This window comes from Kitasatospora sp. NPDC004614, assembly GCF_042873675.1.
Lineage (GTDB): Bacteria > Actinomycetota > Actinomycetes > Streptomycetales > Streptomycetaceae > Kitasatospora.
This window is the reverse complement of record NZ_JBIALR010000011.1, coordinates 123,051-136,316: the sequence shown is the minus strand read 5'-3', so window position 1 is coordinate 136,316 and position 13,266 is coordinate 123,051. Positions and strand designations below refer to the sequence as shown.

Genomic DNA, 13,266 nt, shown 5'->3' with positions numbered 1-13,266 from the left:
CCAGTGGCTGCCGCTCCCGCCCGGTGTCGGCTGCGGGACGGGGCGGGCTCCGGTCCAGCGTGCGGGCGTTGGCCGGCGCGGGGCGGCGGTGGAACGGGGTGCTGTGCTGCGCGGTCTCTTTCGTCCGGGCCGGGCGGGCCGATTTCCGTTCGGCGCGCGATCCGGAAATCACGCCGGGCGTACGCCCCCTTATGGGTCGGGGGTGTCCGACGATGACTGAAATACGGACGGTTCGGGGGAGGAGGGTGCAGGCTACAGTGAACCCCTTGCAAGCCAGATCGGTGACAGGCACCTGGCAGCGGTAGGCCCACCGGCCCCCAAGGAGACGCCGTGCGAGCTCTGGTATTTCTCGGTTCCGGTTTCCATTCCGATTCCGGTCCGCATCCCGTCGAGTTGCGGGACCATCCGCGTCCGGAGGTGTCCGGACGTGACGACGTCGTGGTGAGGGTCGTGGGGACGGGTATCTGCGGGACGGACCGCAAGATCCTGCTGGGCCGATTCCCGGCCCGGCCCGGCGTGGTCCTCGGGCACGAGTCGGTCGGCGTGGTGGAGGCGGTCGGAGCGGATGTGACGTCGGTCCGTCCCGGCGACCGGGTCGTGGTCAATCCGACGCTGTACTGCGGCAGTTGCCCGCCCTGCCGGCGGGGCGCGACCAACCACTGCCGGAACAAGCGGGGCACCGAGGTCGGTGTCGACCGCGACGGCACGTACGCCGACCACGTGGTGCTGCCGGAACGTTTCACCGAGCGGCTGCCGGGCGTCCTGGCGTTCCGGCGCGCCGTGCTGGTGGAGCCGCTGGCCTGCGTCCTGAACAACGTGCTCGCCGCGGACGTGGGCTACGGCGACACCGTGGCCGTGCTGGGGGCGGGACCGATCGGCCTCCTCACCGCGCTGGTCGCCGCGCGCCGTGCGCGCCGGGTGGTGATCGCGGAGTCCGACCCGTACCGGCTGGCCGTCGCCGGATCGCTGGTCGACCGGACCGTCGACACCGGCGGGCCGAACCCGCTCGAAGCGGTGGCCAAGGCCGGGGACGGACGCCGGCCCGACGTCGTGTTCGACACCACCGGGGTCGCCGTCGAGCACGCGCTGCAACTGGTGGCCGACGGCGGCCGGGTCGTCGCCATGGGCTTCGACGACGGCTACCGGCCCCGGATCAGCCCGCTGTACCTGACCAACCACGGCGTCAGCCTGATCGGGGCCGGCGACTACCGGGCGGACACCTTCCCGATCGCGGTCGACCTGATCGGCGACCTGCCGCTGGAGACGCTGGTCACCCACGAGTTCCCGCTCGACCGCTACCAGGACGCCTTCGCGCTGCTCTCCGCGGGCAGCGACAGCGGCGCCGACGGGACCGGCCACGGCGCCGGTTACGGTGCGATGAAGGTCGTCATCCGGTCCGACGCCGGCCCGGTGGGCCCGGACGGCTGGCCGGAGGTCGCCGGATGAGCCCGCGTCACGCGCTGTACGGCTCGGTCGAGTCCGGCGGCACCAAAGTGGTCTGCCTGGTGGGCACTTCACCCGACGACGTGGTGGACCGGGCCAGGTTTCCCACCGGAGCGCCCGGTGAGACCCTGGCACGCGTCGTCGACTTCTTCGGCCGGGCGACGCGGCAGTACGGACCGCTGGCCGCCATCGGCGTCGCCTCGTTCGGCCCGCTGGAGCTGCGCCCGAACCTCCCGAAGTACGGGTTCACCACCGACACGCCGAAACCGGGCTGGGCCGACATCGACGTACTCGGCCCGTTGGCACGGGAGTTGAACGTACCGATCGGCATCGACACGGACGTCAACGGCGCCGCCCTCGGCGAGGGGCGGTGGGGTGCCGCGCGAGGGCTCGACACCTACCTGTACCTCACCGTCGGGACCGGCATCGGCGGCGGCGCGATCATCGGCGGACGGACCGTCAGGGGCCTGGTCCACACCGAGATGGGGCACGTGGCGGTGAGCCGGCGGCCGGGCGACGACTTCCCGGGCAACTGCCCCTTCCACGGCGACTGCCTGGAAGGCATGGCCGGAGGCACCGCCGTCGCGGACCGGTGGGGGCGGCCCGCGGAGCAGCTGACCGGGGACGAGCTGCACCGGGCGGTCGAGCTCGAAGCCGGCTACCTGGCCGAGGGACTGCGCAGCATCGTCTACTGCACCGCTCCCGAGCGGATCGTGATCGGCGGCGGCATGTCGGTGCTCCCCGGGCTGCTTCCCGCGGTGCGGGCGGAACTGCTCAAACAGCTCGGCGGGTATCCGGGGCTGCCCGAACAGAGCGCCGACGACTTCGTCGTTCCGGCGGAGCTCGGTGCGATGGCCGGCCCGGCCGGCGGCCTCGTCCTGGCGTTCCGGGCCGAGGCGCGGCACGACCTCCACTGACCGCGGCGCACGGCGTCCGGGCACCGGACGCCGCGGTGTGGCGCGTCCGACAGCAGGCGGAGGACAGGAAGGATGAACGAGTGACGACGACCGGCCCCATCGAGCTCGACGCCGGCACGCGCGCCTGGCTGCACGACGAGGCCCTGCCCGGGGAGCGCGTCCAACGCGCCGGCCGGCTCCTCGGCGGCTGCAACAACGAGCTGATCCTGCTGGTGACCGAGGCGGACGAGCGCTACGTCCTGCGCCGCTTCCGGCCCGGCGGGGACAGCGGGGTCCCGCGCAACACGTGTGAGGTCGAGGCCGCGCTGCTGCGGCGACTGCACGGGCGGCTTCCCCTGCCCGAGCTGGTGGCTGCCGACCCGGACGGCGCGGCCACGGGGTGTCCGTCCCTGCTCTACCGCTACATCCGGGGTGTTCCGCTGACCGAGGCGCTGGCGGACGTCTCCGGACCGGCCGCCGCAGATCTGGGCCGGGCGGTCGGCACGGTCCTGGCCCGGGTCTCCGCATGGGAACTGTCCGGGCCCGGCCGCTTCGAGGAGGCGTCGCTCGTTCCGCAGCCGCCGGACGGTCGGAGTGACCTGCGGGACTTCGTGGAACACTGCCTGGCGGCCGCGGAGCGACGCCCCCCAGCGGCGCCCCGGCTCAGCGCGTCGGACGCCCGGACGCTGCGACTGCTGGCCGAACGGGCGGCACCGCTCTGCGCCGCTGCCGCCGCCGACCACCGGCTCGTCCACAACGATTTCAACCCCAAGAACATGCTGGTCGGAGCGGGCCGCGACGGACGGTGGGAGGTCGCCGCCGTCCTCGACTGGGAACTCGCCTTCAGCGGCCCGCCGCTGACGGACGTCGGCAACATGCTGCGTTTCGAGGACGACTACCCGCCGGACTACTCCCGGGCGTTCCTGGACGGGTACCGGGACGGCGGCGGGCTCCTGCCCGACGGCTGGCGCCGCACCGGCGAGGCCCTGGACCTGTTCGCCCTGGCCGACATCCTGACCGATCCGCCGGACCACCGGGTGTTCGCCCGGGTCCGCGCCGTCATGCTGCGCCGCGCGGCCGCGGGGAATGTCCCTCCCCGCTCCGTTCCGCGCTGATTCCCGGCCCGTCCGAATTATTGACACGGCCATCCCCGGAAGACAGTCTGAACGACAGGAATTCGTGGTGCCGAATTTCGGCGGACTTCCCGCCGGGCTTTTCGGTCGGCTTCTTCGGCGGTCGGTGGAAAACCGGCCCGATGGAAGGCAGGAAAAAGTGGCAGAGAATCCTGAGAACGATGTCCTGATCATCACTCCCGACGTCAAGTGCAACGGCATACCGCCGACCCCGGCACAGACCGAGGGCCCGTACTACAAGCCGGCCACGCCGCTCAAGACGAGCTTCCGGTCCGACGTCCCGACCGGGACGCCCATGGTGCTGTCGGGCCGGGTCGTGGACCCGGACGGCAAGCCGATCGGGGGCGCCCTGCTGGACTTCTGGCAGGTCGGCGACGAGGGCGTGTACGACGAGGAGGGGTTCACCCTCCGTGGGCACCAGTTCGCCGACGACGAGGGGAACTGGCGGCTGGAGACCGTTCTGCCGGCCGAGTACCCGGGCCGGACGCGGCACCTGCACGTGAAGGTGCAGCCGCCCGGCGGCGGCGTCCTGACGACCATGCTGTACTTCCCCGGCGAGCGCCGGAACCGGCTGGACAAGTATTTCCGCCCCGAATGCTTGATGGACGTGCAGGAAACCCCGGAGGGGTGGCTGGCGAGTTTCACCTTCATTCTGCCCTCCTGATCGATTCCCAGACCTCGGGAGGAACTGTGGAAGACGCACAGAAAATCGAGGACCTGATCTACTACCAGGTCAGCGAGTACAAGATGCGGCATGGTGAGGGGATCCACCTCTACGACGCCGACGGCAGGGCGTACATCGACTGCGCCTCGGGGACGTTCAACCTCAGCCTCGGCTACGGGCACCCGGAGATCGTCAAGGCCATGCGTGAACAGGCCGACCTGCTGGTCCACGCCACCTCGACGTTCCAGACCGAGCCGGTGGACCGGCTGGTGCGCCGGCTGGTCGCGGTGTCGCCGCCGAACCTCACCCGGGTCCACCTGAAGGTCTCGGGCGGTGCGACCGCCAACGAGGGCGCGGTGAAGATGGCCCAGCTGCGCACCGGACGCCGGGACGTGATCACGCTCTTCCGCAGCCATCACGGGCAGACCGTGCTGACCACGGCGATGTCCGGGGAGGCCTTCCGCCGGGCGCCGTTCCCGACGCTGGTCGCCGGCATCACGCACGTCCCGGACCCGTACTGCCTGCGCTGCTTCTACCGGCAGAGCCCCGACAGCTGCGGCCTGCTGTGCGCGGAGCGGATCAACGACTTCATCGACCACGCCTCGTCGGGCAGTGTGGCCTGCATCGTCGTGGAGCCGGTGTCCGGCTCGGGCGGAAACATCGTGCCGCCGGACGGCTACCTTGCCGCGCTCCGCCGTATCTGCGACGAACGCGGCATCGTGCTGGTCTTCGACGAGGTGCAGACCGGCATCGGCCGCACCGGCCACATGTTCGCCGCCGACCACTTCGGCGTGCGGCCGGACATTATCACCACCGCCAAGGGCCTCGGTGGTTCCGGTGCGCAGGTCGCCGCGATCCTCACCACCGAGGAACTCGCGGGCCTGGACGGCGAATACCACTCGTTCACCTACGGCGGCAACGTGCTGGCCGCCGCAGCCGCGGACAAGACCCTGGAACTCGTCTCCCGCCCGGAGTTCCTGGCACACGTCCGGGCCGTCGGCGCCCACCTGATGGAGCGGCTGCGCGACCTGGCGTCCCGCTACCCCCGGATCGGCGACGTCCGCGGGCTCGGGCTGATGATCGGCCTGGAGATGGTCGACCGGGACGGCCGGCCGGACGCCCCGCTGACCCTGCACCTCGCTCACCGCGGCATGGACCACGGCCTGATCCTGCGCACCTCCCGCTACGGGCGCGGGAACGTCCTGAAGATCCGGCCGCCGCTGATCATCACCACCGAGGAGGCGGACCTGCTCTGCGACCGGCTGGAGACCCTCTTCGCCGCGGAGGCGAGCTGATGGCCGGCATGCTGGACTACCTGCTCGGTCTCGCCCGGCTCGTCCGCGAGGAGATCACCGCCGGCTGGGCCCGGTCCGAGAACCGCGGCGTCCGCGGCCACTCGCCGGGCGGCGACGCCCAGTTCGGCATCGACGACGTCGCCGAACGGGCCGTCTGGAAGTACGTCGTCGACCACGACCTGCCGGTCGCCGTGTTCTCCGAGGACCGCGGCCTGCGCACCCACGGCCGCGACCCCGAGCACCTCCTGGTGGTCGACCCCATCGACGGCACCCGGCCGGCCGTCGCCGGCCTGGAGTCCGCCACCGTGTCCATCGCGGTCGCCCGGCTCGGCGACCGCCCCCGGATCGCGGACGTCGAACACGCCCTGCTGATGGAGTGGAAGACCGGCGCCCACCTGTACGCCGAGCGCGGCACCCCAGGGGTGGTGGCGCACGGGTACGACCACCCCGTGCCCGCGCCGACCCGGACCACCGACCTCTCCCGGATGTTCTGGTCCCTGGAGTTCAACGGCCACCCCGCCCAGCTGATGACCGAGGCCTACGGGCACCTCATCGACCTCTCGGCCAACACCGGCGGCGTGTTCGTCTTCAACAGCGCCACCTACTCCATCTCGCGCCTGATCACCGGTCAGCTCGACGCGTACGTCGACATCGGCAACCGGCTGCTGCGCGACGACCCCGCGCTGCTGGGCGACTTCCAGCGGGTGGGCAACGGGCGGGTGCTGCACCTGTTCCCGTACGACATCGCCGCCGCGGTGCTGCTGGCCGAACAGGCCGGCCTCGTCATCACCGACGCCTACGGGCAGCCGCTCGGCGACACCGCGCTCACCGAACTGGACGTCACCAACCAGCGGTCCTGCATCGCGGCGTCCACCCCCGAACTCCACCGCAAACTGCTGGACGGCATCGCCTGGCGCACCCCCGGGGAGCGGGCATGACGGACGACACCGAATTCCGGCAGCTGCTGGAGCGGCTCTCGGCCCGGGCCAGCAGCGACTACTACAACCCGTACACCACCTTCGACTGGCCGGCCGAACTCCCCGAGGACGAGCCCTGGTTCTCGCCCGAGCTGCTGTCCGTCCACGGCACCGAGTACGCCGAACGGCTCACCCCGGACCAGCTGCGGGCACTCGGCCGCGGGGAGAGCGTCAACTTCTACAGCCTGAACGTCCACGGCATCAGGGAACTGCTCATCGAGGTGATGCGGCGGATCCACACACCCGGATTCGAGATCCCGTCCGAGTTCTTCCACCACTTCATCGGTGAGGAGAACGAACACATGTGGTTCTTCGCGACGTTCTGCCTCAGGTACGGCGGACGGATCTACCCGGAGAAGCGGCTGAAGCTGGCCGTGCCCGCCGACGACCCGGCACGGGAGAACTTCCTGGTCTTCGCCCGGATCCTGCTGTTCGAGCAGATCGTCGACCACTACAACGTGCGGCTCGCCGTGGACGAGCGGCTGCACCCGACCATCCGGCAGCTGAACCGGATCCACCACCAGGACGAGAGCCGGCACATCGCCTTCGGGGCCCGGCTGGTCCAACTGCTCTGGGAGCGGCTGCTGGAAGCCGGACTGGGCGAGGACGACCGCCGGGCCATCGGCCAGTACCTCGAGGGCTACCTGTCCACGAGCATCGGCTCCCTCTACAACCCGGCCGTCTACCGGGACGCCGGGATTCCGGACGGACTCGCCCTCCGCAAGCGCCTGCTGGACCACCCGGCGCGCCGGACCGAGCACCAGCGGGTGCTGCGCAAGTCCAGGGACTTCCTCCGGCGGATCGGCGTCCCGGAGGCGTGAACCGGCTCCGCGCCGACCACACCCTGATCTTCGACCGCCGTCCGGAGGAGGACGATGTCCCACACCCACCGTGCCGCGGCCCCGCCCGGCACCCGCACTGCCTGGTCCGTCCGGGACGGCCTCGCGACGCTCGCCGGCCCCGCCACCGCTCTGCTGTGCGCGCTCGACGACGTCTTCACGGGCTGGGCGACCGCCCGCGGCGCCGAGCCGATGACGCTGCCGCCCCTGCTGCCCGCCGCCGAACTCCGGAAACTGGACTACTTCCAGAACTTCCCGCACCTCGGCAGCACGGTCAGCCGGATCCGGCCCGACCGGCTCGACCAGGACAGCGCCAAGGTCGGGGCCGACCCAGTCCCTGCCCACGACCTCGCCGACGCCACCCACCTGCTGCCCTCGGCCGCCTGCTACGGAGCGTTCCTGCACCTCTCCGACAGCTCGCTCGACCGGGACGCCTCCCTCGTGACCACCGTCGCCCACTGCTACCGCAACGAGGACCACCACGACGGCCTGCGCCGGCTCTGGGGGTTCACCATGCGCGAAGTCGTCTGCCTGGGCAGCCAGGACGCCGTCCGCGCGCACCTGGACCAGTACCGGACGGAGGTGGCCGCCTTCGCCGACCGCCTCGGCGTCGAACTGCGCCGCGCCCCGGCCAGTGACCCCTTCTTCCGGCGCGACAGCCCACGCGCCGTGCTGCAGGTCCTCGCACCGGTCAAGGAGGAGTTCCTCGCCGCGGACGGCACCGCGGTGGCCTCGCTCAACAACCACCGCAACTTCTTCGGGGACCGCTGCGCGATCCGGCACGACGGCATGCCCGCCTTCACCGGATGCGTCGCCTTCGGACTGGAACGCTGGCTGCACGTCCTGGACCTGCGCTTCGACGGGGACCTCGCCGCCGCCCGGGACGCGGTCGCCGAAGCCGGGGCTCCCCGGTGACCGGGCCGGCGCTGCGCCGGACCCGGCTGGAGCAGCGCCTCGGGGTGACCCTGCCGCTGCTCCAGGCCGGCATGGGCGGCATCGCCGGGCCCGAGCTGTGCGGCGCCGTCTCCCGGGCGGGCGCCGGCGGCGTCCTCGGCCTGTACAAGGAACCCCCCGAGCGGATCCGCCGGCTGATCACCGACACCGCCGCCCGGACGGGGGAGCGGCCGTTCGGGATCAACCTGGTGCCCGAGGTACTGGCCCCGGAGAAGTGCCGGACCCAACTCGACGCGGCGGTCGGCGTCCTGCCGGAGCGGGCGTTCGTGACGTTCTACGGGCTGCCCGCACCGGACCTGCTGACGGCGGCCGTCCGGTCCGGGCTGCCGGTGGTGGTCCAGGTCGGCACCGCGCACGCCGCCGGCCGGGCCCTCGAACTGGGCGCCGACGTCGTCGTGCTCCAAGGCGTCGAGGCAGGCGGGCACCTCCTCGGCACCCTGCCCGCCCTGCCACTGCTGCGCGCCGCCCGCCGCGACCACCCCGACGCCGTCCTCGCCGTCGCGGGCGGAATCGCCACCGGAGCCGACCTCGCCCGGGCCGTCTCCGAGGGCGCCGACGGGGCGATGGCCGGCACCGTCTTCGCCGCGGCCCGGGAATCCGAGGCGCACCCGCTGTTCAAACGCCGGATCGTCACGGCCGGAGCCTCGGACACCGTAGTGACGACGGTCTTCGACATCGGCTGGGCGAACCGACCCCACCGGGTCCTGCGCAACGCGCTGACCGTGCCTGGCCCCCGACTGGCCGCCCGGTTCGTTGCCACCACCGCCGCACCCGACGGCCGGCGGCTGCCCGTCCCCCGGTACAGCGCCGCCGTACCGTCCATCCGCACCGAGGGCCGGATCGAGGACATGGCGATGTACTGCGGCGACTCCTGCGAACGGATCACCGCCACCGAACCCGTCACGGTCCTGGTGGAGCGCATCCGCACCGAGTACCGCCGCGCGCTGCGCCACACCCGCTCCGACCCGGCCCGCCACGAAGGAGAGTGCCAGGGTGAATGACTCCCTCAAGCCGGTGGTCGACTGGCTGCGCGCCCGCAACCCGGCGCTCGGCGAGATCCCCGCCGACCTCGACCTGATCGAGAACCGGATCGTGGACTCCCTCGCCTTCATGGAGTTCATCCTGTTCCTGGAGGACCTCGTCGGCCGTGAACTGGACGTCGCGGAGCTGAGCGCCGACCAGTTCCGCACGCTGCACGCCATCGAGGAGAACTTCCTGGCGGGAGAAGGGGGCCGCTGAATGTGGCAGGGCACGGCGGTCTCGCTCCACCTCGCACCGACCCACGGCGCACCCCTCGTCGAGGTGCGGGAAGCCGTCGCCGTCACCGGCCGCGGCCTGGAAGGCGACCGCTACTTCCAGGACCATCCCGGCGACACACCACCCAGGCGGGCCTCCCGCGTCTGCGAGATCTCCCTGATCGACATCGACGCCCTGACCGCGTTGGAACGTGAACACGGCATCCACCTCACCCTCTCCGAGGCGCGCCGGAACGTGGTGTGCCGCGGCGTCCCGCTGACCGAGCTGGTCGGCCGGGAATTCACCGTCGGAGACCAGGTACGCCTGCTCGGCATCGCCCTCAGCGAGCCCTGCGCCCGGCTCGAACAACTCACCAGGCCCGGCGTCCTGCGCGGCCTCCTCCACCGCGGCGGCCTGCGCGCCCGGATCCTCGAAGGCGGCACCCTGCGCACCGGCGACCCGATCCGCCCGGCAGATCCGTGAACCGACGGCCCCGGGCTCAGTGCGGGCGCGGCGGGCCGGCCGGTGGCCGGTCCGGGTTCGCGGTGCTCAACCGGGCGACCAGCTCGCGTTTGAGCACCTTGCCGCTGGGGCCGAGGGGGAAGGCGTCCACGAACTCCACCCGGCGCGGGTACTTGTACGGCGCCATCCGCTCCCTGCTCCAGGCGACGATCTCGGCGCCGAGGGCGGGGCCCGGCGTGCTGGCGGGGTGGGCCCGCACCACCGCGCAGACCTCCTCGCCGTGGACGGGGTGGGGGAGCCCGACGACGGCCGCCTGGGCGATCGCCGGGTGGCGGGCCAGGACGTCCTCGACCTCGCGCGGGTAGACGTTGTAGCCGCCGCGCAGCACCACGTCCTTCTTGCGGTCGACGATGGACAGGTAGCCCTCGTCGTCCTTGACGCCGAGGTCGCCCGAGCGGAACCAGCCGTCCACGACGGCCTCGGCGGTCGCCTCCGGCCGGTTCAGGTAGCCGGCCATCACGTTGTGCCCCCGGATGACGATCTCCCCGGTCTCGCCGGCGGGCAGCAGCTCGATCCTGTCCGCGACCTCCGCCCGGGCGATCTCGACCTCGACGCCCCAGATCGGCCGGCCCACCGTGCCGGGCCTGAGCGGCCACGCCTTCTGGTTGTAGGCCACCACCGGGGACGTCTCGGTCAGCCCGTACCCTTCGAGGACCGGGCAGCCGAACGCCTCGCGGAACGCGTCCAGGACCGCCACCGGCAGCGCGGCGCCGCCGGAGAACGCGCGGTCGAGCGCCGGCCTGCGCGAGTCGGCGCGGGCCGCGTCGAGGAGCGCCGTGTACATCGTCGGGACGCCCATGAACACGGTGCAGCCCTCCCGCACCATGAGCTCCAGCGCGCCCGGTCCGTCGAACCGCGGCATCAGGACCATGGTCGCCCCCGCCCGGAAGCAGGTGTTCATGCCGCAGATCTGGCCGAAGGTGTGGAACAGCGGCAGGCAGCCGAGCAGGACGTCGTCCGGGGTGAAGTCGAACGGCGACAGCATGGTCGTGTCGACGTTCATCACCACGTTGAGGTGCGTGAGCAGGGCGCCCTTGGGCCTGCCGGTGGTGCCGGAGGTGTAGAGGACCAGCGCGATGTCCCCGGGGTCGCGCGGCACCTGGCGGTCGATCGGGGCGCTGCGCGCCGCGAGCACATCCAGCTGCCGATCGGGGGCACCCTCCCGCTCCATGACGGTGAGCAGGGGCGTGCCGGCCGTCTCCGCCGCCTTGCCGCCCTCGGCCAGCAGCGGGGCGGCGCAGATCAGCGCTGCCGCCCCGGAGTCCCGCAGGACGTACGCGATCTCGTCCGCCCGGAGCAGGGCGTGGACCGGGACCGCGACCGCGCCGAGCGCGAGCACGCCGAAGTAGGCCAGCGGGAAGTGCGGGGTGCTGGGCAGCAGCAGCGCCACCTTGTCGTCGGGGCCGATGCCCCGCGCGCGCAGCACCGCCGCGTACCTGCGCGCCCCGTCCCACAGCTCGCGGTAGGTGATCTTCCGGGCGCCGGACACGATCGCCGGGTGCTCCGGCCGGCGCAGCGCGGACTCGGCGAGGATGGCCGCCACGGAGAGGGTCACGGGGGTCTCACCCGCTCGCTTCCGCGGCCAGCCGCGCCTTGTCCGGTTTGCCGACACCGGTGAGGGGCAGCTCGGAGCGGACGCGGATCCGCGCGGGGACGTGCTTGGGCGAGACGGTGGCCCGGACGTGCTCGGCCAGCTCGTCGGGGCCGGCCGTGCCCGCGTCGCGCAGCACCACGGCGGCGTGCAGGTACTCGATCCGGTCCCGGTCCCGGACGCAGAAGACGGCGGCCTGCACCACGTCGGGGTGGGCCAGCAGGGCGTTCTCCACCGTCACCGGATGGATCTTGATGCCGTTGGTCTTGATCACCTCGCCGATCCGGCCGCGCAGGTGCAGGTAGCCGTCACCGTCGACGAATCCGAGGTCGCCGGTGTGCACCCAGCCGTCCCGTACGGTCCGGGCGGTGAGCTCGGGCTCGGCCACGTACGCGCTCATCGTGAAGGGCGACCGGACGCAGACCTCGCCGATCTCGCCGGGCGGCAGGTCGTGGTGGTCGTCCGGATCGGTGATCCGGACCCAGTCGGGCATCGGGCGGCCGACCGTGGCCCGCAGCCGGGGGTCGAGGTGCTCGGCGGGCGAGAGCATGCTGACGAAACCCGCCTCGCTGGTCGCGTACACCTGGAGCAGCACGTCGCCGAAGACCTTGACCGCCTCGGCCAGTCGCTCGGGGGACGCGGGGGAGCCCAGGTAGGTGACCATCTGGAGACTGGACAGGTCGGTCGAGCCCAGCTCCGGATGGTCCATCAGCAGGTACAGCTGCGGAGGGGAGAGCAGCATCCGGGTGATCCCGTGCCGCGCGACGGAGCGCAGCACGTCGCCCGGCTCGAAGCCGTCCCGCAGGACCACCGAGCCGCCGGACGCGAGCGAGTCGTCGGCCGTGGCGCCGCTGGAGTGGCTGAGCGGGAGGCAGGCCAGGTAGACGGACCGCCAGCGCATCTGGAGCCCGGCGGAGATGAAGCCGTTGCGGGCCCGGAAGTCGAAGGCGATGCCCTTCGGCTCGCCGGTCGTCCCGCTCGTGTACGTCACCACCGCGGGCCGGTCGGGGGCGATCTCGATGCCGGCCGGGTCCAGCGCGTCCGGGTCCCCGGCCGTCAGGTCCAGGACGTCGGGGCCGAGGTCGCCGAGGGCGACCAGGGTGAGCGGCGTGCCCAGCCGCTCGCGCAGTTCGCGGGCGGGCGCCAGGTTCTCCTCGTCGACGGCCAGGTGCGTCGCGCCGGTGTCCCGGAGGATCTTGAGCTTGGCGCCGGCGGCCAGGTGGTCCGCCGGGTCGACCGCGTTGGTGGTGTGCAGGTGGACCACCGTGGCCCCGACCAGGTTCGCGGCGTACCGCAGGACCAGGGTCGGGGCGGTGTTGGTGACGGTCAGGACGGCGACCACGGCGCCGGCGCCGTTCCCACCGGTCTGCCGGTGCAGGGCCTGCGCGGCCGACCGGACCAGGGCGGTCAGCTCCGCCGCGGTCAGCGTCCGGTCGCGCCAGGACAGGACCACTTTCTCCGGTTCCGCGGAGATTACCTCAAGGATCTGGCTGACATATGTTTCGTCCGACGGCATGGGAAACTCCAGTGGTGCCGTTTCGAGGAATTTCCGCACAGCCTACAACGAGCAAAGCGGGTCCACCAGGGGGCGTGAATCGGAAAAGCGGATGCGCGGTGGGTTCTCAATTGTCGCACCCCGCGCCATCGAAGTGATATTTCGCCCTGAGACAATTCCCTCTACCGGTCCGGGCCCCGCATCGGCGTAGTCTTCGGAGA

13 protein-coding genes are annotated in these 13,266 nt (G+C 72.1%); 11 read left to right on the top strand and 2 right to left on the bottom strand.

The window, feature by feature from the left end:
* The first annotated feature begins 417 nt into the window (after positions 1-417).
* The 11 genes from ACFYST_RS22730 to ACFYST_RS22680 all read left to right on the top strand — a co-directional run bounded on the left by ACFYST_RS22730 (position 418) and on the right by ACFYST_RS22680 (position 9,920).
* A complete protein-coding gene (locus ACFYST_RS22730) occupies positions 418-1,446 on the top strand; it encodes a zinc-binding dehydrogenase (RefSeq protein WP_387864929.1) in 1,029 nt (342 codons plus the stop codon).
* Complete coding sequence (locus tag ACFYST_RS22725) at positions 1,443-2,360, top strand: ROK family protein (protein WP_387864926.1); 918 nt, start codon at positions 1,443-1,445, stop codon at positions 2,358-2,360. The genes ACFYST_RS22730 and ACFYST_RS22725 overlap by 4 nt, the downstream gene beginning before the upstream one ends.
* A gap of 80 nt (positions 2,361-2,440) precedes the next feature.
* Positions 2,441-3,454, top strand: a complete 1,014-nt coding sequence (locus ACFYST_RS22720) for a phosphotransferase family protein (RefSeq protein WP_387864924.1) — start codon at positions 2,441-2,443, stop codon at positions 3,452-3,454.
* Between the two features lie 157 nt (positions 3,455-3,611).
* On the top strand, positions 3,612-4,136 hold the full coding sequence (locus tag ACFYST_RS22715; protein ID WP_387641565.1) for a dioxygenase: 525 nt from the start codon (positions 3,612-3,614) through the stop codon (positions 4,134-4,136).
* A gap of 26 nt (positions 4,137-4,162) precedes the next feature.
* The gene (locus ACFYST_RS22710) at positions 4,163-5,431 is read left to right on the top strand and encodes an aspartate aminotransferase family protein (RefSeq protein WP_387864921.1); all 1,269 of its coding nucleotides are present in this window, start codon (positions 4,163-4,165) and stop codon (positions 5,429-5,431) included.
* Positions 5,431-6,369, top strand: coding sequence for an inositol monophosphatase family protein (locus ACFYST_RS22705; protein WP_387864919.1), 939 nt, complete (start codon positions 5,431-5,433; stop codon positions 6,367-6,369). Before ACFYST_RS22710 ends, ACFYST_RS22705 begins: the two co-directional genes overlap by 1 nt.
* Positions 6,366-7,229, top strand: a complete 864-nt coding sequence (locus ACFYST_RS22700) for a diiron oxygenase (RefSeq protein ID WP_387864916.1) — start codon at positions 6,366-6,368, stop codon at positions 7,227-7,229. The genes ACFYST_RS22705 and ACFYST_RS22700 overlap by 4 nt, the downstream gene beginning before the upstream one ends.
* A gap of 54 nt (positions 7,230-7,283) precedes the next feature.
* A complete protein-coding gene (locus ACFYST_RS22695; protein WP_387864914.1) occupies positions 7,284-8,162 on the top strand; it encodes a hypothetical protein in 879 nt (292 codons plus the stop codon).
* Complete coding sequence (locus ACFYST_RS22690) at positions 8,159-9,202, top strand: NAD(P)H-dependent flavin oxidoreductase (RefSeq protein ID WP_387864912.1); 1,044 nt, start codon at positions 8,159-8,161, stop codon at positions 9,200-9,202. The genes ACFYST_RS22695 and ACFYST_RS22690 overlap by 4 nt, the downstream gene beginning before the upstream one ends.
* Entirely contained in the window at positions 9,195-9,440 is a 246-nt protein-coding gene (locus ACFYST_RS22685; RefSeq protein ID WP_387641581.1) for an acyl carrier protein, read from the top strand. The genes ACFYST_RS22690 and ACFYST_RS22685 overlap by 8 nt, the downstream gene beginning before the upstream one ends.
* Complete coding sequence (locus tag ACFYST_RS22680; protein WP_387864909.1) at positions 9,441-9,920, top strand: MOSC domain-containing protein; 480 nt, start codon at positions 9,441-9,443, stop codon at positions 9,918-9,920. It abuts the gene before it with no gap.
* A gap of 16 nt (positions 9,921-9,936) precedes the next feature.
* Here the strand turns inward: ACFYST_RS22680 and ACFYST_RS22675 are convergent, their stop codons facing one another.
* Together ACFYST_RS22675 and ACFYST_RS22670 are read right to left on the bottom strand one after the other, a co-directional pair.
* Positions 9,937-11,514: a long-chain fatty acid--CoA ligase gene (locus ACFYST_RS22675; RefSeq protein WP_387864907.1), complete on the bottom strand. Its 1,578-nt coding sequence runs from the start codon at positions 11,512-11,514 to the stop codon at positions 9,937-9,939.
* A gap of 7 nt (positions 11,515-11,521) precedes the next feature.
* Complete coding sequence (locus tag ACFYST_RS22670; RefSeq protein WP_387864906.1) at positions 11,522-13,066, bottom strand: AMP-binding protein; 1,545 nt, start codon at positions 13,064-13,066, stop codon at positions 11,522-11,524.
* Between the last annotated feature and the right edge of the window lie 200 nt (positions 13,067-13,266).